The organism is Citrobacter sp. RHB35-C21 (assembly GCF_013816515.1).
GTDB lineage: Bacteria > Pseudomonadota > Gammaproteobacteria > Enterobacterales > Enterobacteriaceae > Citrobacter > Citrobacter braakii.
In genome coordinates, this window is sequence record NZ_CP057147.1 from 1,071,150 (window position 1) to 1,089,706 (window position 18,557).

General features: G+C 54.1%; 13 protein-coding genes and 3 tRNA genes. 10 read left to right on the top strand and 6 right to left on the bottom strand.

Translation table 11 applies throughout. The features are described 5' to 3' along the window. Positions 1-13: 13 nt before the first annotated feature. Genes ptrA through recD form a run of 3 tightly spaced genes read left to right on the top strand, consistent with a single transcriptional unit; the run spans position 14 to position 8,257 of the window. Complete coding sequence (gene ptrA / locus HVZ39_RS05250) at positions 14-2,902, top strand: pitrilysin (RefSeq protein WP_181633304.1); 2,889 nt, start codon at positions 14-16, stop codon at positions 2,900-2,902. Next, a complete protein-coding gene (recB, locus tag HVZ39_RS05255) occupies positions 2,895-6,440 on the top strand; it encodes an exodeoxyribonuclease V subunit beta (protein ID WP_181633305.1) in 3,546 nt (1,181 codons plus the stop codon). Before ptrA ends, recB begins: the two co-directional genes overlap by 8 nt. Beyond that, positions 6,437-8,257 carry an exodeoxyribonuclease V subunit alpha gene (gene recD, locus HVZ39_RS05260; protein ID WP_181633306.1) on the top strand — a complete coding sequence of 607 codons (1,821 nt, stop codon included), beginning with the start codon at positions 6,437-6,439 and terminating at the stop codon, positions 8,255-8,257. The genes recB and recD overlap by 4 nt, the downstream gene beginning before the upstream one ends. 40 nt (positions 8,258-8,297) lie before the next feature. On the opposite strand, the gene argA is transcribed toward recD, so the two are convergent. Continuing rightward, the gene (argA, locus tag HVZ39_RS05265; RefSeq protein WP_008785703.1) at positions 8,298-9,629 is read right to left on the bottom strand and encodes an amino-acid N-acetyltransferase; all 1,332 of its coding nucleotides are present in this window, start codon (positions 9,627-9,629) and stop codon (positions 8,298-8,300) included. Between the two features lie 235 nt (positions 9,630-9,864). Here argA and amiC point away from each other — a divergent pair, with 235 nt between their 5' ends. Then, entirely contained in the window at positions 9,865-11,118 is a 1,254-nt protein-coding gene (gene amiC / locus HVZ39_RS05270; protein WP_016154266.1) for an N-acetylmuramoyl-L-alanine amidase AmiC, read from the top strand. 74 nt (positions 11,119-11,192) lie between these two features. Here the strand turns inward: amiC and HVZ39_RS05275 are convergent. The 3 genes from HVZ39_RS05275 to HVZ39_RS05285 all read right to left on the bottom strand — a co-directional run bounded on the left by HVZ39_RS05275 (position 11,193) and on the right by HVZ39_RS05285 (position 11,491). Next, positions 11,193-11,269 (bottom strand) — tRNA-Met (locus HVZ39_RS05275). A gap of 34 nt (positions 11,270-11,303) precedes the next feature. Continuing rightward, positions 11,304-11,380, bottom strand: a tRNA-Met gene (locus HVZ39_RS05280). A gap of 34 nt (positions 11,381-11,414) precedes the next feature. Then, positions 11,415-11,491, bottom strand: a tRNA-Met gene (locus HVZ39_RS05285). Between the two features lie 205 nt (positions 11,492-11,696). Between HVZ39_RS05285 and mltA the strand changes: the two genes are divergently transcribed. Beyond that, positions 11,697-12,794, top strand: a complete 1,098-nt coding sequence (gene mltA / locus HVZ39_RS05290; protein WP_019077597.1) for a murein transglycosylase A — start codon at positions 11,697-11,699, stop codon at positions 12,792-12,794. A 39-nt stretch (positions 12,795-12,833) separates the two neighbouring features. Beyond that, positions 12,834-13,640, top strand: a complete 807-nt coding sequence (tcdA, locus tag HVZ39_RS05295; RefSeq protein WP_019077596.1) for a tRNA cyclic N6-threonylcarbamoyladenosine(37) synthase TcdA — start codon at positions 12,834-12,836, stop codon at positions 13,638-13,640. Positions 13,641-13,685: 45 nt separating this feature from the next. Here the strand turns inward: tcdA and csdE are convergent, their stop codons facing one another. Together csdE and csdA are read right to left on the bottom strand one after the other, a co-directional pair. Then, on the bottom strand, positions 13,686-14,129 hold the full coding sequence (gene csdE / locus HVZ39_RS05300) for a cysteine desulfurase sulfur acceptor subunit CsdE (RefSeq protein ID WP_016154263.1): 444 nt from the start codon (positions 14,127-14,129) through the stop codon (positions 13,686-13,688). Continuing rightward, positions 14,129-15,334 carry a cysteine desulfurase CsdA gene (gene csdA / locus HVZ39_RS05305; protein ID WP_181633307.1) on the bottom strand — a complete coding sequence of 402 codons (1,206 nt, stop codon included), beginning with the start codon at positions 15,332-15,334 and terminating at the stop codon, positions 14,129-14,131. The genes csdE and csdA overlap by 1 nt, the downstream gene beginning before the upstream one ends. A gap of 192 nt (positions 15,335-15,526) precedes the next feature. Here csdA and HVZ39_RS05310 point away from each other — a divergent pair, with 192 nt between their 5' ends. The 4 genes from HVZ39_RS05310 to rlmM all read left to right on the top strand — a co-directional run bounded on the left by HVZ39_RS05310 (position 15,527) and on the right by rlmM (position 18,542). Next, complete coding sequence (locus HVZ39_RS05310) at positions 15,527-15,754, top strand: YgdI/YgdR family lipoprotein (protein WP_016154261.1); 228 nt, start codon at positions 15,527-15,529, stop codon at positions 15,752-15,754. A gap of 363 nt (positions 15,755-16,117) precedes the next feature. Further along, complete coding sequence (gene gcvA / locus HVZ39_RS05315; RefSeq protein WP_016154260.1) at positions 16,118-17,035, top strand: glycine cleavage system transcriptional regulator GcvA; 918 nt, start codon at positions 16,118-16,120, stop codon at positions 17,033-17,035. A gap of 18 nt (positions 17,036-17,053) precedes the next feature. Beyond that, the gene (locus HVZ39_RS05320; RefSeq protein WP_003034037.1) at positions 17,054-17,449 is read left to right on the top strand and encodes a DUF423 domain-containing protein; all 396 of its coding nucleotides are present in this window, start codon (positions 17,054-17,056) and stop codon (positions 17,447-17,449) included. Further along, complete coding sequence (gene rlmM / locus HVZ39_RS05325; protein WP_181633308.1) at positions 17,442-18,542, top strand: 23S rRNA (cytidine(2498)-2'-O)-methyltransferase RlmM; 1,101 nt, start codon at positions 17,442-17,444, stop codon at positions 18,540-18,542. The genes HVZ39_RS05320 and rlmM overlap by 8 nt, the downstream gene beginning before the upstream one ends. Positions 18,543-18,557: the final 15 nt, after the last annotated feature.

An 18,557-nucleotide genomic window follows, 5' to 3' on the forward strand; every position in this document is an offset into this window, starting at 1 on the left:
ATGAGGTTTGTGAATGCCCCGCAGCACCTGGTTCAGCGCATTACTGTTGTTCGTCGCCCTTTGGGTTCCCGTAAGTCAGGCAGATACCGGTTGGCAGCCTTTAGCTGAAACCATCCGTAAAAGCGATAAAGACACCCGCCAGTATCAGGCCGTGCGCCTTGATAACGGCATGGTCGTGTTGCTGGTATCTGATCCTCAGGCCGTGAAATCCCTTTCTGCACTGGTGGTTCCCGTGGGCTCGCTGGAAGATCCGGACCAGCATCAGGGGCTGGCGCATTATCTCGAACACATGTGTCTGATGGGCTCGAAAAAATACCCACAGCCGGACAGTCTGGCTGAATTCCTGAAAATGCACGGCGGCAGCCACAATGCCAGCACCGCGCCTTACCGTACGGCCTTCTATCTTGAAGTCGAAAACGACGCGTTGGTGGGGGCGGTGGATCGCCTGGCGGACGCTATTGCCGATCCGTTGCTGGATAAAAAATATGCCGATCGTGAGCGTAACGCGGTTAACTCCGAGCTGACGCTGGCGCGTACCCGAGACGGGATGCGTATGGCGCAGGTGAGTGCTGAGACCATCAACCCGGCGCACCCTGGCTCGCGTTTCTCCGGCGGAAATCTCGAGACATTAAGCGATAAACCGGGAAACCCGGTGGTGCAGGCATTACAAAAATTTCATGAAAAGTACTACTCCGCGAACCTGATGAAGGCGGTGATTTATAGCAATAAGCCGCTGCCAGAGCTGGCGCGGATAGCTGCTGACACCTTTGGACGCGTACCGAACAGAAATATCGTAAAGCCTGAAATTACCGTACCGGTAGTCACCGACGCGCAAAAGGGCGTCATCATCCACTATGTTCCGGCAATGCCGCGTAAAGTACTGCGCGTCGAGTTTCGTATCGATAACAACAGCGCGCAGTTCCGCAGTAAAACCGATGAGCTGGTGACCTATCTGATTGGTAATCGTAGCCCTGGCACGTTGTCTGACTGGCTGCAAAAGCAGGGACTGGTTGAAGGTATTCGTGCGGATTCCGATCCGGTGGTCAATGGGAACAGCGGCGTGTTAGCCATTTCCGCGACGTTAACCGACAAAGGGCTGGCGAATCGCGATGAAGTTGTTGCGGCAATTTTCAGTTATCTCAATCTGTTACGCGATAAAGGCGTCGATAAACGCTATTTTGACGAACTGGCGCACGTACTGGATCTCGATTTCCGTTATCCCTCCATCACCCGTGATATGGACTACGTGGAATGGCTGGCTGATACCATGATCCGCGTGCCTGTCGAACATACGCTGGATGCGGTGAATATTGCCGACCAGTACGATGTGAAAGCCGTTGAGCAACGCCTGGCAATGATGACGCCACAGAATGCGCGTATCTGGTATATCAGTGCGAAAGAACCGCATAATAAAACCGCTTATTTTGTCGATGCGCCTTACCAGGTGGATAAAATCAGCGACAAAACCTTTGCCGACTGGCAGCAAAAAGCGCAGGGCATTGCGCTGTCGTTACCGGAGTTGAACCCCTACATTCCGGATGATTTCACGCTGATTAAAACGGATAAAAAATACGCGCACCCGGAACTGATCGTTGATGAGCCGGATCTACGCGTGGTGTATGCGCCGAGCCAGTATTTTGCCAGTGAGCCGAAGGCTGACGTCAGCGTGATCCTGCGTAACCCGAAGGCCATGGACAGCGCTCGCAACCAGGTATTATTCGCACTTAACGATTACCTGGCGGGGATTGCGCTCGATCAGTTAAGCAACCAGGCGTCGGTAGGTGGAATTGGTTTCTCTACCAACGCTAACAATGGGTTGATGCTTAACGCCAACGGCTATACCCAACGTCTGCCGCAGCTTTTTCAGGCGCTGCTGAGCGGCTATTTCAGCTACACCTCAACGGATGAACAGCTGGAACAGGCGAAATCCTGGTATGCCCAGATGATGGATTCTGCAGAGAAGGGTAAAGCCTACGATCAGGCAATTATGCCAGTGCAAATGCTTTCTCAGGTGCCGTACTTCTCACGCGATGAGCGCCGTAAGCTACTGCCTTCCATCACCCTGAAAGAGGTGATGGCGTACCGCGACGCCTTAAAAACCGGTGCGCGGCCTGAATTCCTGGTAATAGGTAATATGAGCGCCGCTCAGGCGACGACTATGGCGCGGGATATCCAACAACAGCTTGGCGCTAACGGGTCACAGTGGTGTCGCAATAAAGATGTGGTTGTGGACAAGAAGCAGTCCGTCATCTTTGAAAAAGCAGGCAGTAGCACGGACTCCGCGCTGGCGGCGGTATTTGTGCCAACCGGATACGATGAATACGCCAGTTCAGCCTACAGCGCCATGTTAGGGCAGATTGTTCAGCCGTGGTTCTACAATCAACTGCGTACTGAAGAGCAGTTAGGCTACGCTGTATTTGCTTTCCCGATGAGTATCGGCCGTCAGTGGGGAATGGGGTTCCTGCTGCAAAGCAATGATAAGCAGCCGTCTTATCTTTGGGAGCGTTATAAAGCGTTCTTCCCGACGGCGGAAGCGAAGCTGCGGGCGATGAAACCTGAAGAGTTTGCGCAAATTCAGCAGGCGATTATTGCGCAAATGCTGCAGGCGCCGCAAACGCTGGGGGAAGAAGCCTCACAGTTAAGCAAAGATTTTGATCGCGGCAATATGCGCTTCGATTCACGTGATAAAATAGTGGCTCAGATTAAACTGCTGACGCCGCAAAAACTTGCCGACTTCTTCCATCAGGCGGTGGTTGAGCCGCAAGGCATGGCGATACTGTCACAGATTTCCGGCAGTCAGAACGGGAAAGCAGAATATGTGCACCCGGAAGGCTGGAAAGTGTGGCAGACAGTCAGCGCGTTGCAGCAAACCTTACCCCTGATGAGTGATAAGAATGAATGATGCCGCTGAGTCCCTTGATCCACTGCGCTTGCCCCTGACGGGCGAGCGCCTGATTGAAGCCTCTGCGGGCACCGGTAAAACATTTACCATCGCCGCCCTGTACTTACGTTTACTGCTTGGACTTGGCGGCTCTGCCGCCTTTCCTCGTCCTCTGACCGTTGAAGAACTGCTCGTGGTCACCTTCACCGAGGCAGCCACCGAAGAGTTGCGCGGACGAATTCGTAGCAACATTCATGAACTGCGAATTGCCTGCCTGCGTGAAAAGACCGACAACCCGCTATATGCCCGTTTGTTAGATGAAATCGCCGATAAAAAACAGGCCGCTCAGTGGCTGCTATTGGCTGAAAGACAGATGGATGAAGCGGCGGTGTTTACCATCCACGGCTTTTGTCAGCGTATGCTCAGTCTCAACGCCTTTGAATCAGGCATGCTGTTCGAACAGCAGCTGATAGAAGATGAATCGCTGCTGCGCTATCAGGCCTGTGCGGACTTTTGGCGTCGGCACTGCTATCCGCTACCCCGCGACATTGCGCAGGTGATTTTTGAAACGTGGAAAGGACCGCAGGCTCTGCTGAGAGACATCGATCGCTATCTGCAGGGGGAAGCGCCGGTCATCAAGGCTCCGCCGTCTGATGACGAAACGCTGGCTTCCCGACACGAACAAATTCTCGCGCGCATTAACCAGATCAAGCAGCAATGGCGTGATTCCGTTGATGAGCTGGATGGCCTGCTGGAAGCCTCCGGGATCGACCGGCGTAAATTTAACCGTGGTAACCAGGGTAAGTGGATCGAAAAGATCAGCGCATGGGCGCAAGAACAACCCCAAAGTTATCAGCTTCCTGACGCGCTGGAGAAATTCTCACAGCGTTTTCTGGAAGAGCGCACTAAAGCGGGCGGAATAACCCCTCAGCACCCGCTGTTTGTCGCTATTGATGAACTGCTTAGCGAACCGTTAACTCTCCGCGATCTGGTGATCACCCGGGCGCTGGCGGAGATCCGTTCGGCGGTTGCCGAGGAGAAACGACGCCGCGGTGAGCTAGGCTTTGACGATATGCTCAGCCGTCTGGATGCGGCGTTGCGCAGTGAAAGCGGCGATGCCCTGGCGACGGCTATCCGTACCCGTTTTCCGGTCGCGATGATCGATGAATTTCAGGATACCGATCCGCAGCAGTACCGTATTTTTCGCCGGATCTGGCAGCATCAGCCGGATACCGCACTGCTGCTGATTGGCGACCCAAAACAGGCGATTTACGCGTTCCGCGGCGCGGATATCTTCACCTATATGAAGGCGCGCAGCGAGGTCAGCGCACACTATACGCTTGATACCAACTGGCGTTCGGCCCCCGGCATGGTCAATAGCGTAAATACGCTTTTCAGCCAGATGGATGACGCCTTTATGTTCCGCGAAATCCCCTTTAGCCCGGTAAAATTTGCAGAAAAAAACCAGTCGTTTCGGTTTGTTTTACACGGTGAGACACAGCCAGCCATGAGCATGTGGCTGATGGAAGGGGAAAGCTGCGGCGTAGGCGATTATCAAAACTACATGGCCCAGGTGTGCGCCACGCAAATTCGCGACTGGCTTAAGGCCGGGCAGTCAGGCGCTGCGCAACTGGTCAGTGGTAAAACATCCAGTCCGGTACGCGCGTCGGACATCAGCGTACTGGTTCGTAGCCGCCAGGAGGCGGCACTGGTCCGTGATGCGCTGACGCAGCTGGCAATTCCCTCCGTCTACCTTTCCAACCGTGACAGCGTATTTGAAACGCTGGAAGCGCGGGAGTTACTGTGGGTGCTGCAGGCGGTGATGACGCCGGAGCGTGAGAACACGCTGCGTAGCGCGCTGGCGACCTCAATGATGGGGCTGAATGCGCAGGATCTTGAAGCCTTAAATAACGACGAAAATGCCTGGGATGCGGTGGTCGAAGAGTTTGATGGCTATCGTCAGATCTGGCATAAACGCGGCGTGATGCCGATGCTGCGCGCGCTGATGACAACCCGCCAGATTGCGGAAAACCTGCTGGCGACGGCGGGGGGCGAACGCCGCCTGACCGATATTTTACATATCAGCGAACTGTTGCAGGAAGCAGGCTCGCAGTTGGAAAGCGAGCATGCGCTGGTGCGCTGGCTGTCCCAGCATATTCTTGAACCCGACAGCAACGCGTCCAGCCAGCAGCTCAGGCTGGAAAGCGACAAGCATCTGGTCAAAATCGTCACTATCCATAAATCTAAAGGGCTGGAGTATCCGCTGGTCTGGCTGCCGTTTATCACGAATTTCCGCGTCCAGGATCAGGCTTTCTACCACGATCGCAGCTCTTTTGAAGCCGTGCTGGATCTCAGCGATGCCGAGGAGAGCGTTGAGCTGGCTGAAGCGGAACGTCTGGCGGAAGACCTGCGTTTGCTCTATGTCGCGCTAACCCGTTCGGTATGGCACTGCAGCCTTGGCGTGGCGCCGTTGGTGCGACGTCGGGGCGATAAAAAAGGGGATACCGATGTGCATCACAGCGCCCTTGGTCGCCTGTTGCAAAAAGGTGAGCCGATGGATGCCGCGGGTCTGCGTAGTGCGATTGAAGCGTTGTGCAGTGATGATATTGCCTGCCAGACGCCTGCGCAGCCTGACGGTGAACGCTGGCAAGTTGCGCAGGCTGTTAGCTGCGAACTGAGTGCGAAAATACTGCAGCGTCCGCCCGGCGATAGCTGGCGCGTGACCAGTTATTCCGGTCTGCAGCAGCGTGGGCATGGAATCGCGCAGGATCTGATCCCGCGACTGGATATTGATGCCGCAGGCGTTGGCGAGGTTATTGAAGAGTCAGGGCTTACACCGCATCAGTTCCCGCGCGGCGCTTCGCCAGGTACATTCTTGCATAGCCTGTTTGAAGATCTCGACTTTACTCAACCGGTAGATCCGCGTTGGGTCGAGGAAAAACTGGCGTTGGGCGGTTATGACGCGCACTGGACGCCGGTTTTGACCGAATGGCTGGATGCCATTTTGCAGGCGCCTCTCAACGAGACGGGCGTAAGTTTGAGCCATCTTTCCGCGGGTGAAAAACAGGTGGAGATGGAGTTTTACCTGCCGATTTCGCAGCCGCTGATGGCCAGCCAACTTGATGCGTTAATTCGCCAATACGATCCGCTCTCCGCGGGGTGCCCTGCGTTGGAATTTATGCAGGTACGCGGCATGCTGAAAGGATTTATTGACCTGGTTTTCCGCCACCAGGGGCGTTATTACCTTCTCGATTACAAATCGAACTGGCTGGGGGAAGACAGCTCAGCGTATACGCAGCAGGCGATGGCCTCTGCCATGCAGGCGCATCGCTACGACCTGCAGTATCAACTTTATACCCTGGCGCTGCATCGCTACTTGCGCCATCGCATTGCTGATTACGATTATGAACGCCATTTTGGCGGCGTTATTTATCTCTTCTTGCGTGGCATTGACAGTGAAAATCCGCAACAGGGAATTTACGCGACCCGACCAGACGGGGAGTTAATCGCCTTGATGGACGAGATGTTTGTCGGTGCGCCACTGGAGGAGATGTCATGACAATCCAGAAACGATTACTGGAAGCTGTGGAGCAAAAACAGCTCCGGCCTCTGGATGCCCAGTTTGCGCTGGCGGTTGCCGGAAATGACAACCCTGCCGTTGCGCTGGCGGCGGCGTTGCTCAGTCGTGAAGCAGGAGAAGGGCACGTCTGCTTACCACTTTCGCGGTTATCCCTGAGCGAGGACGCCCATCCCCTTTTAAGCGCCTGGCTCGCTGAAGTAGGGGAGCCAGAAGACTGGACGGAATGTCTGCTGGCCTCCGGGGTGGTAAGCCGTGGTGAGCAACCCACGCCGCTGGTGCTGCACGGCGATCGCTTGTATCTGAACCGGATGTGGCATAACGAACGGGCGGTGGCTCGCTTTTTCAGTGAAGTTAACCACGCCATTGAGGTGGATGAACAACGGCTTACCCACACGCTGGCGGCGTTGTTTCCACCAGCGGAAGGTGTTAACTGGCAAAAAGTGGCCGCTGCGGTGGCGTTGACCCGTCGTATATCGGTGATCTCCGGCGGGCCGGGGACCGGAAAAACGACAACAGTAGCGAGGCTTTTGGCGGCGTTGATTCAGATGGCGGAGGGGGAACGCTGCCGTATTCGCCTGGCGGCTCCTACTGGAAAGGCGGCAGCGCGCCTGACTGCCTCGCTGGGCGCAGCGCTACGAGAACTGCCGTTAACCGAAGAGCAAAAGAAACGCATTCCCGATGACGCCAGTACGTTGCATCGATTATTAGGCGCTCAGCCAGGCAGTCAGCGCCTGCGCCATCATGCGGGAAACCCGCTGCATCTGGATGTGCTGGTGGTGGATGAAGCCTCGATGATTGATTTGCCGATGATGTCGCGCCTTATCGATGCGCTGCCGCCGCACGGGCGGGTGATTTTTCTTGGCGATCGTGACCAGCTCGCTTCCGTCGAAGCGGGGGCGGTGCTGGGGGATATCTGTGCTTTCGTCGGTAACGGGTTTACCCCGGAACGCGCCCGCCAGCTCAGTCGTCTGACCGGAAGCGCTATTCCGGCAGGTCTGGGAACTCAGGCCGCCGCTTTGCGCGACAGTTTGTGTCTGCTGCAAAAGAGTTACCGTTTCGGTAGCGATTCCGGAATCGGTCAGTTGGCTGCTGCGATTAATCGTGGTGACAAAGCCGCGCTCAAAACGGTCTTCCAGCAGGGGTTTAGCGACATCGAAAAACGCACGCTACATAGCAGCGAAGATTACGCCGCGATGTTGGATGAGGCGCTGGCGGGTTATGGGCACTATCTGGATTTACTGCGCGAGGGCGCTGAGCCGGATGCCGTCATTCAGGCCTTCAATGAGTATCAGCTGTTGTGTGCCCTGCGTGAAGGCCCGTTTGGCGTGGGTGGTTTGAATGAACGCCTTGAGCAGGTGATGGCGCAAAAACGTAAAATTCATCGTTCGACGCATAGCCGCTGGTATGAGGGAAGGCCGGTGATGATCGCGCGCAATGACAGTTCGCTGGGATTATTTAACGGTGATATCGGCATTGCCCTCGATCGTGGACAGGGCCTGAGGGTGTGGTTTGCGCTGCCGGACGGTTCTATCAAATCAGTCCAGCCCAGTCGCTTACCTGAACATGAAACCACTTGGGCGATGACCGTGCACAAATCGCAGGGATCTGAGTTTGACCATGCGGCGTTGATTTTACCCAGCCAGCATTCACCCGTGGTTACCCGCGAGCTGGTCTATACCGCCGTCACCCGCGCGCGCCGGCGTCTGTCACTGTATGCCGATGAGCGGATATTAAGTAACGCCATTGCCACCCGCACCGAACGTCGCAGCGGATTGTCGGCGTTGTTTAATCAATAAAATTCGTTGCCGGATAAGGCATTTATACCGCATCCGGCAACTACCCCAAATCCGCCATCAGCACCTTTGACCGCCGCTGATAGTTGTACATCTCTTTCTTGCTTTCCGGCAGCAGGTCGATATCCACCGGCGTGAAACCACGTTCCTGGAACCAGTGAATGCTGCGCGTGGTCAGCACGAACAGTTTGCTCAGTCCCATTTGCCGGGCCTGCGCGGCGATCCGCTCCAGCAATACTTCCCCGCGCGATGAGCTACGGTAGTCCGGATGCACCGCCACGCACGCCATTTCGCCAATTCTCTCCTCCGGGAAAGGGTACAGAGCGGCGCAAGCGATGGTCAGGTTATCGCGCTGAATAATCGTGAATTTGTCGATCTCCATTTCCAGTTGTTCGCGGGAGCGACGTACCAGAATGCCTTGTTGCTCCAGCGGACGGATCAGCTCCAGAATCCCGCCGATATCGTTAATGGTAGCGCGGCGGATCTGCTCGGCGCTTTCCATTACGATCTGCGTACCGATCCCGTCACGGGAGAACAGTTCCTGCAGCAATGCGCCATCTTCCTGATAGCTGATCAGATGGCAGCGCCGTACCCCACTGCGACAGGCTTTCACTGCCCCACGCAGGAAGCGCACTGTGCCGGAGCTGTAATCGCCTTTCTCTTCCTGCAACTCAACGCGCGCCTGGGCTTCGTTAGGAAACAGCTCGGAAATAATATCGCCATCATCGTTGGTGACGCCCTGAGAGGAGCAAAAGCCGATCATTTTCTCTGCCTTCAGTTTGATAGCCAACTGCGTGGCGACCTCTTCTGAAGTCAGGTTAAAGCTCTCACCGGTGACGGAAACGGCGACCGGGCCCATCAGCACAATCGCGCCACTGTCTAACTGCCGGTGAATGGCATCTTCATCAATACGACGAATACGTCCGCTATGGCAGTAATCCACGCCGTCATCAACGCCCAGCGGCTGGGAGATAATAAAATTACCGCTGACCACATTGATGTGCGCCCCCTGCAATGGCGTATTATTCAGGCTCATTGACAGGCGGGCGGTAATATCAAGCTGAAGTAACCCTGCCGCCTGTTTGACCAGCTCCAGGGTTTTAGCGTCGGTAACGCGCGTATTCTTGTGGTACACCGGTTCATGATGATGTGCCGCAAGATTGGCATCAATCTGCGGTCGTGCGCCATAGACCACGACAAGGCGGATGCCGAGGCTATGAAGAAGGCCAATGTCATTGACGATACTGGAAAAGTTTTCATGCTCGATGGCTTCGCCGCCCAGCATAATGACAAACGTCTTTCCCCGATGGGTATTGATATAGGGAACAGAATGGCGGAATCCCTGTACCAGTTCGGTTCTACGCTCCTTCACCACGGTACACCCTCATTGCATGATTATTCGTAATTTGTGTATTTTTATTCTGTTTTGGCGCTGTGCGCAAGCGTAATTTTTACCCATGCCGAAGATTTTTCTCAGTAATGCCGTGAATATAAAAAGAATGTTTACCCTTTTATAGATGACAGATTATGCGTCATTCGCTAAAGTTTCCGGTCAATTCAGACGTTTTACGTATTACCTCAATAAAGATTTCTTTTTGCTCGGGAGAAGCATGTCGGGATCCAATTCAGCAATCAGTCGCCGCCGTTTACTAAAAGGTGCGGGTGCTATGTGGCTTTTGAGCGTCAGCCAGGTTGGTCTGGCTGCCATGAGTCAGGTCGTTGCCGTACGTGTCTGGCCAGCGTCCAGCTACACCCGCGTCACGGTAGAATCTAACCGTCTGCTGAAATACAAACAGTTTGCCCTGAGTAATCCTGAGCGTGTGGTTGTGGATATTGAAGGCGTTAATTTGAACTCGGTGCTCAAGGGCATGGGTGCGCAGATCCGTCCTGACGATCCGTATATTAAATCGGCGCGCGTCGGGCAGTTTGACCCACAGACCGTGCGGATGGTGTTCGAGCTGAAACAGAATGTGAAGCCGCAACTTTTTGCGCTGGCTCCGGTGGCAGGCTTTAAAGAACGTCTGGTGATGGATCTCTATCCTGCTAATGCCCAGGATGTTCAGGATCCGCTGCTGGCGTTGCTGGAAGAATACAACAAGGGCGATCTGGACAAACAGGTGCCGCCTGCGCAAAGTGGCCCGCAGCCGGGTAAAGCGGGGCGCGATCGTCCCATTGTCATTATGCTCGACCCTGGGCATGGCGGAGAGGACTCCGGTGCGGTGGGGAAATACAAGACGCGTGAAAAAGATGTGGTGCTGCAGATTGCCCGACGCCTGCGAGCCCTCATAGAGAAAGAGGGCAACATGAAGGTCTTTATGACGCGAAATGAAGATATCTTCATTCCGCTTAAAGTCCGCGTGGCGAAAGCGCAGAAGCAGCGTGCAGACCTGTTTGTCTCTATTCACGCTGATGCATTTACCAGTCGACAGCCCAGAGGTTCGTCGGTGTTTGCACTCTCGACCAAAGGGGCGACCAGCACCGCCGCGAAATATCTGGCGCAAACTCAGAACGCCTCGGATTTGATTGGCGGCGTCAGCAAGAGCGGCGATCGCTACGTCGACCATACCATGTTCGACATGGTGCAATCGCTGACCATCGCCGACAGCCTGAAGTTTGGTAAAGCGGTATTGAATAAGCTCGGTAAAGTTAACAATCTGCATAAGAACCAGGTTGAACAAGCCGGGTTTGCGGTACTAAAAGCGCCGGATATTCCGTCTATTCTGGTGGAAACCGCATTTATCAGTAACGTTGAGGAAGAGCGCAAGCTCAAAACTGCGACCTTCCAGCAGGAAGTTGCAGAGTCGATTCTGGCGGGGATCAAAGCCTACTTTGCCGATGGTGCGACGCTGGCGAGAAGGGGATAACAAAAAAGCGCTGAAAAGCGCTTTTTTTATGGACCGCAGATACAAAAAAACACCCTTTAGGGTGTTTATAATGTTGGTTGCGGGGGCCGGATTTGAACCGACGACCTTCGGGTTATGAGCCCGACGAGCTACCAGGCTGCTCCACCCCGCGTCACCGTACTGCTTTATATTTTATCAAATTTGATTGGTTGCGGGGGCCGGATTTGAACCGACGACCTTCGGGTTATGAGCCCGACGAGCTACCAGGCTGCTCCACCCCGCGTCACCGTACTGCTTTTATTTCATCAAATTTTAATTGGTTGCGGGGGCCAGATTTGAACTGACGACCTTCGGGTTATGAGCCCGACGAGCTACCAAGCTGCTCCACCCCGCGTCCGTGGATGCGCACTATACTCTGCTCGCATTTTCATGCAACCCTTTTTTCACCTTGATCACGTTTTTAAGGTGAAAATGAACAAAAACAACGCATTCTGGATTGTTTTTTGCTCAAAATTTGCGTTCGGGTATGTATACGCATTTCATTAGGTTCGTGGGTTTGTTATCTTCGTCTCGCATTCAGGCAACATAAGACGAGAACAATGAAAGGACGTTGGGCAAAATATCTTCTTGCGGGAGCTGTCGTCGCGATGCTCGCCGCGTGTTCCTCAAAACCCACCGATCGTGGGCAGCAGTATAAAGACGGGAAATTTACCCAGCCTTTCTCACTGGTGAACCAGCCTGATGCGGTTGGCGCACCAATCAATGCCGGTGATTTCGCCGAGCAGGTTAATCAAATACGCAGCGCTTCGCCACGTTTGTACGGCAACCAGAGCAACGTTTACAACGCTATCCAGCAGTGGTTACGTGCGGGCGGTGATACGCGCAGTATGCGCCAGTTTGGTATTGATGCCTGGCAAATGGAAGGGGCGGACAACTACGGTAACGTCCAGTTTACCGGTTATTACACGCCGGTTATTCAGGCGCGCCATACGCGCCAGGGCGAGTTTCAGTATCCTATCTATCGCATGCCGCCAAAACGTGGCCGTTTACCAAGCCGGGCCGAGATTTACGCGGGTGCGCTGAGCGACAACTACATTCTGGCGTACAGCAACTCCCTGATGGATAACTTCATTATGGATGTGCAGGGCAGTGGTTACATCGATTTTGGCGATGGCAGTCCGCTTAACTTCTTTAGCTATTCCGGGAAAAACGGCCACGCCTATCGCAGCATCGGTAAAGTGCTTATCGACCGTGGCGAAGTGAAAAAAGAAGATATGTCGATGCAGGCTATTCGCCATTGGGGTGAAACGCACAGCGAAGCCGAAGTGCGTGAGCTGTTGGAGCAGAACCCATCGTTTGTCTTCTTTAAACCGCAATCTTTTGCACCGGTCAAAGGGGCCAGCGCGGTACCGTTGATTGGCCGCGCATCTGTGGCTTCTGACCGCAGTATCATTCCGGCGGGCACAACATTGCTGGCGGAAGTCCCGTTACTGGACAATAACGGCAAGTTTACCGGCCAGTACGAACTGCGCCTGATGGTGGCGTTAGATGTGGGTGGCGCTATTAAAGGGCAACACTTCGATATCTATCAGGGCATTGGTGCTGACGCCGGACACCGTGCGGGGTGGTATAATCACTACGGTCGCGTGTGGGTACTGAAAACAGCGCCGGGTACGGGTAACGTGTTCAGCGGTTAATAGCCGGATGGCGCTCGATATTAATGAATTTGAGGTGTTATGTCTGTGGTTATCAGTGATGCCTGGCGCCAGCGTTTTGGCGGTACGGCGCGTCTGTATGGCGAAAATGCGCTGCAGTTGTTTGCCCAATCGCACGTTTGCGTGGTCGGGATTGGCGGGGTAGGGTCGTGGGCGGCGGAAGCGCTGGCGCGTACCGGTATTGGCGCCATCACGCTCATCGATATGGATGATGTGTGCGTCACCAATACTAACCGCCAGATCCATGCTCTGCGCGATAACGTCGGCCTGGCAAAAGCTGAAGTGATGGCTGAACGTATCCGCCAGATTAACCCGGAGTGCCGGGTGAACGTGGTCGATGATTTTGTCACGCCGGATAATGTTGCTGAGTATATGAGTGCGGGTTATTCGTATGTCATTGATGCGATTGACAGCGTGCGCCCAAAAGCGGCACTGATCGCCTGGTGTCGGCGTAACAAAATTCCGCTGGTGACCACCGGTGGTGCGGGAGGGCAGATCGACCCGACGCAGATACAGGTCGTTGATTTGGCAAAAACTATCCAGGATCCGCTGGCAGCCAAGCTACGCGAGCGGCTGAAAAGCGATTTTGGCGTGGTGAAAAACAGCAAAGGCAAGCTGGGCGTGGACTGTGTGTTCTCGACAGAAGCGCTGGTTTACCCGCAGGCAGATGGCTCGGTATGTGCGATGAAGGCGACGGCGGAAGGGCCGAAGCGCATGGATTGCGCATCCGGTTTTGGCGCGGCCACTATGGTGACCGCCACCTTTGGCTTTGTTGCCGTCTCACACGCGCTGAAGAAGATGATGGCGAAAGCGGCGCGCCAGAGTTGAGTGTTGTGCCGGATAAGACGCGTTCGCGTCGCCATCCGGCAACCATCAAACCTGTCGGGCAGCCTCAAGAATCGCCTCGTTCAGAGCATGCAGCCCCTGGGTACGCGAGGCGCTGAGCTGCGCGCGTAAACCTAGCTCGTCAAATAATGCCATAGGCGAATGCGCCAGTAACTCGGCTGCGGTTTTACCTTCAACCGCCGTGAGTAATACCGCCAACAGCCCGCGTACAATGCGACCTTCGCTGTCGCCGAAGAAATGCAAAGTACCATTCTCATGAAGGGTATGCCCCAGCCAAACGCGGTTTTCGCAGCCCGCGATCTCTTTGGCCTGCGCCTTTAGCGAATCCGGAAGCGCTGGCAACTGCTTACCCAGCAGAATCAGCTGGCGATATTTATCTTCCCACTGGGTGAGCGGGGTAAAGGTATTGCGTAACGTCTCTTCCGTTACGGTTGTGCCAAACGGGTGTCCGGCGAACAGAGGGCTTGTCATTAATCCACCAATATTTCCAGCGCGCGGTCAACGGCTGTGACCAACGCATCTACATCACTTTGCGTATTATAAGGTGCAAATGAGGCGCGTAGCGTCCCGGATACGCCCAGTTCTGCCAGCAGCGGTTGAGCACAGTGTTGTCCTGCACGCAGTGCAATGCCATATTCGGCCAGCAACGTCACCATGTCGCTGTGATGAACCCCTGCGAAATCAAAGGCTAACAGACTGGAGTCCTGGCAGCGGAAGGAGCGAAAGCCGGGGCGTTTCGCCAGTGCATCTTCTGCCAGCGTCGCCAGACCCCGGCTCCAGTTTTCGGCTTGCACCACGTCAACGTCCGCCAGCCATTCGAGCGCCGCGCTTAGCCCGATAACGCCAGCAACGTTAGGCGTACCGGCCTCCAGCTTCCATGGAGCAGCCTGGGTGGTGAAACCGTCAAAACTAACTTCGCTAATCATTTTACCGCCACCGAGCCAGGGAGACATGGCATCCAGCAGTTCCGGTTTACCGTACAGCACGCCAATGCCGGTGGGGCCATACAGCTTGTGGCCCGAGAACGCATAGAAATCAATGTCTAATTGCTGTACGTCGGCGGGGAAATGGACAATACCCTGGGCGCCATCCACCATCACCACCATACCAGCCGCATGGGCGAGCGTAATGGCGCGGGCCAGATCCGGGCAACCGCCGGTAACGTTCGACATCTGCCCAAGCGCCAGAATGCGACTGCGTGGAGTGATGAGTTGCGCGAGGCTTTCTACGTCTGGCAATAAATGGCCGTTAAGCGGTAGTCTGACGACCTTCGCCCCCGTTTGCTCCGCCACCATCAGCCAGGGCACGAGGTTGGCATGATGCTCTGCTGCGCTAACGATAATCTCATCACCCGGTTGTAACCGCGGTCGCGCATAGCTTTGGGCAACCATGTTGATCGCTTCCGTCGTACCGCGGGTCCAGACGATTGTTTTGTCATCCGGCGCATTAATCAGGCTTGCGACTTTTTCCCGCGCGGCTTCATAGCGTGCGGTCAGGCGCTGTGCTTCGGCAAACTGGCTGCGATGGACGTTCCCGGCGCTCAGGCTATAAAACTGATGGGTGGCCTCAATCACTGCCTGCGGCTTCAGTGCTGTAGCAGCGCTGTCGAGATAGACGCCAGCATCGTTGAGTGCGGGAAATTGCGCGCGAAACTGCGCGGGGTTAAAAGCGTTCATGGTATTCCTCAGTTCAGTAAACCGATCGTGGCGCAAAAAGGGCGCTGATACAAGGGGTGTGCTAACCATCGGAATACTCTGGATATCCTGGCAAAGTCCACGCAGTGTCTTATGCTATATACCGTTAGGCGAGCAATTTAGCCTGTTACGGAGTGTGTTTTTAATAGCATAAATCGCTTTAAGGAGAAAAAGATGAAAAAGACTGCCGCAATTATCTCTGCTTGTATGCTGACTTTTGCCCTGAGCGCCTGTTCTGGTTCGAATTACGTGATGCACACCAATGATGGTCGATCAATCGTATCTGATGGTAAGCCACAGACCGACAATGAAACGGGGATGATTTCGTATAAAGACGCTAACGGCAACAAACAGCAGATTAACCGTACCGATGTGAAAGAGATGGTAGAACTGGATAACTAACCGGTCGTCCATCGACAAAGAGTCGGACAAAAAAAAGCACCGCAATTTGGCGGTGCTACATTAATCACTATGGACAGACAGGGTAAATGTACAGGAAGTGAAAAAGGGTAGCTTTGCTACCATGGTCTGAATCGCAGACCAATTGCAAACACAACAACACAACATCACAACCGTAAGCCAAAAGCCCACCAGAACACGCATTCCGATAAAACTTTTCGTTCCGGCTTCAGGAAGTGCCGCCACTATAGGTATTTGCTGGTAGAACCTCAACGGACAATTTATAATGGCTCAGATAAAAAAAACTAATAGGTTACAACCTGTTGGTTAATTGTTAAATTCATTTAACATCAAAGCCTAAAAGTCATGTCAAAACGATTACCACCCCTAAATGCGTTGCGTGTTTTTGATGCTGCAGCGCGTCATTTGAGCTTTACTCGCGCAGCAGAAGAGCTTTTTGTGACGCAGGCCGCAGTAAGTCATCAAATCAAGTCACTTGAGGATTTCCTGGGGCTGAAGCTGTTTCGTCGTCGCAATCGATCTTTGCTGTTAACGGAAGAAGGCCAAAGCTACTTTCTCGACATCAAAGAGATTTTTTCGCAATTAACCGACGCGACGCGTAAACTTCAGGCACGCAGTGCAAAAGGTGCGCTCACCGTGAGTTTATTGCCCAGTTTTGCAATCCAATGGATGGTTCCCAGACTCTCTAGCTTTAACTCAGCTTATCCGGGAATCGATGTCAGGATCCAGGCGGTGGACCGTCAGGAAGACAAACTGGCTGACGACGTTGATGTGGCGATTTTCTACGGACGTGGCAACTGGCCGGGTCTGCGTGTTGAAAAATTGTACGCAGAATATTTATTGCCGGTCTGCTCGCCGCTATTACTCACCGGTGATAAACCGCTAAAGACGCCCGAAGATCTGGCGAAACACACATTATTGCACGATGCGTCGCGCCGTGACTGGCAAGCCTATACGCGCCAGCTTGGCCTGAATCATATCAACGTACAGCAGGGACCCATCTTCAGCCATAGCGCCATGGTGCTCCAGGCTGCTATCCATGGACAGGGAATTGCGTTGGCTAATAACGTCATGGCGCAATCCGAAATAGAAGCCGGACGTCTGGTCTGTCCGTTTAATGATGTTCTGGTCAGCAAAAACGCATTTTATCTGGTTTGTCATGACAGTCAGGCAGAACTGGGTAAAATAGCCGCCTTCCGTCAGTGGATTCTGGCGAAAGCGGCCACGGAACAAGAAAAATTCCGCTTTCGTTATGAACAATAATTTACGTAGGGTATTCACATGACCAGCCGTTTTATGCTGATTTTTGCCGCCGTAAGTGGCTTTATCTTTGTGGCGTTGGGCGCCTTTGGGGCACATGTTCTGAGTAAAACCCTCGGTGTCGTTGAGATGGGGTGGATCCAGACTGGCCTCGAGTATCAGGCGTTCCATACGCTGGCTATATTTGGCCTGGCCGTCGCCATGCAGCGGCGCATTAGCATTTGGTTTTACTGGAGTAGCGTGTTTTTGGCATTAGGAACGGTGCTGTTTAGCGGCAGCCTGTATTGCCTCGCGCTCTCTCATTTACGCCTGTGGGCGTTTGTTACCCCCGTCGGCGGTTTCAGCTTCCTTGTGGGCTGGGCGCTGATGTTAGTGGGCGCTATTCGATTGAAACGTAAGGGCGTTAGCCATGAATAAGGTTGTATTGTTGTGTCGCCCAGGTTTTGAAAAAGAGTGCGCCGCAGAAATTACGGATAAAGCAGGACGCCGGGAAATCTTCGGTTTTGCCCGCGTGAAAGACAATGCGGGTTACGTCATCTTCGAATGCTATCAGCAGGACGATGCCGAAAAGTTAGTGAAAGAGTTGCCGTTTAGCTCGCTGATTTTTGCCCGTCAAATGTTTGTGGTGGGCGAACTGCTGCAATATTTACCGCCGGAAGACCGCATTACGCCGATTGTCGGCATGTTGCAGGGCGTGGTGGAGAAAGGCGGCGATCTGCGCGTTGAAGTTGCTGATACCAATGAAAGCAAAGAGTTGGTTAAATTTTGCCGTAAGTTTACCGTACCGCTGCGCGCGGCGCTGCGGGAAGCGGGCGTGCTGGCAAAATATGAAACGCCAAAACGTCCGGTGGTTCATGTGTTCTTTATCGCACCAGGCTGTTGCTATACCGGCTATTCCTGGCCTGGCAATAACTCCCCGTTCTACATGGGCATTCCGCGTCTGAAGTTCCCGGCCGATGCGCCGAGCCGTTCAACACTGAAGCTGGAAGAAGCGCTGCACGTGTTTATTCCTGCTGATGAGTGGGATGAACGTCTGGCTAACGGAATGTATGCGGTGGATTTAGGGGCATGCCCGGGCGGTTGGACCTATCAACTGGTTAAACGCAACATGTGGGTTTACTCCGTGGATAATGGTCCGATGGCGCAAAGTCTGATGGATACCGGACAAGTTACCTGGCTGCGCGAAGACGGATTTAAGTACCGGCCAAATCGCAATAACATTTCGTGGATGGTTTGCGACATGGTGGAAAAGCCCGCGAAGGTTGCCGCCCTGATGGCGCAGTGGCTGGTCAACGGCTGGTGTCGTGAGACTATTTTCAACCTCAAGCTGCCGATGAAAAAACGCTACGAAGAGGTGTCGCAAAACCTGGCTTATATTCAGGCACAGCTTGATGAGCATGGCGTAAATGCCCAGATTCAGGCGCGTCAGCTGTATCATGACCGTGAAGAAGTCACCGTGCACGTCCGTCGCCTGTGGGCTGCTGTTGGTGGTCGTCGCGACGAGCGATAAGGTAAAATTGCAGGC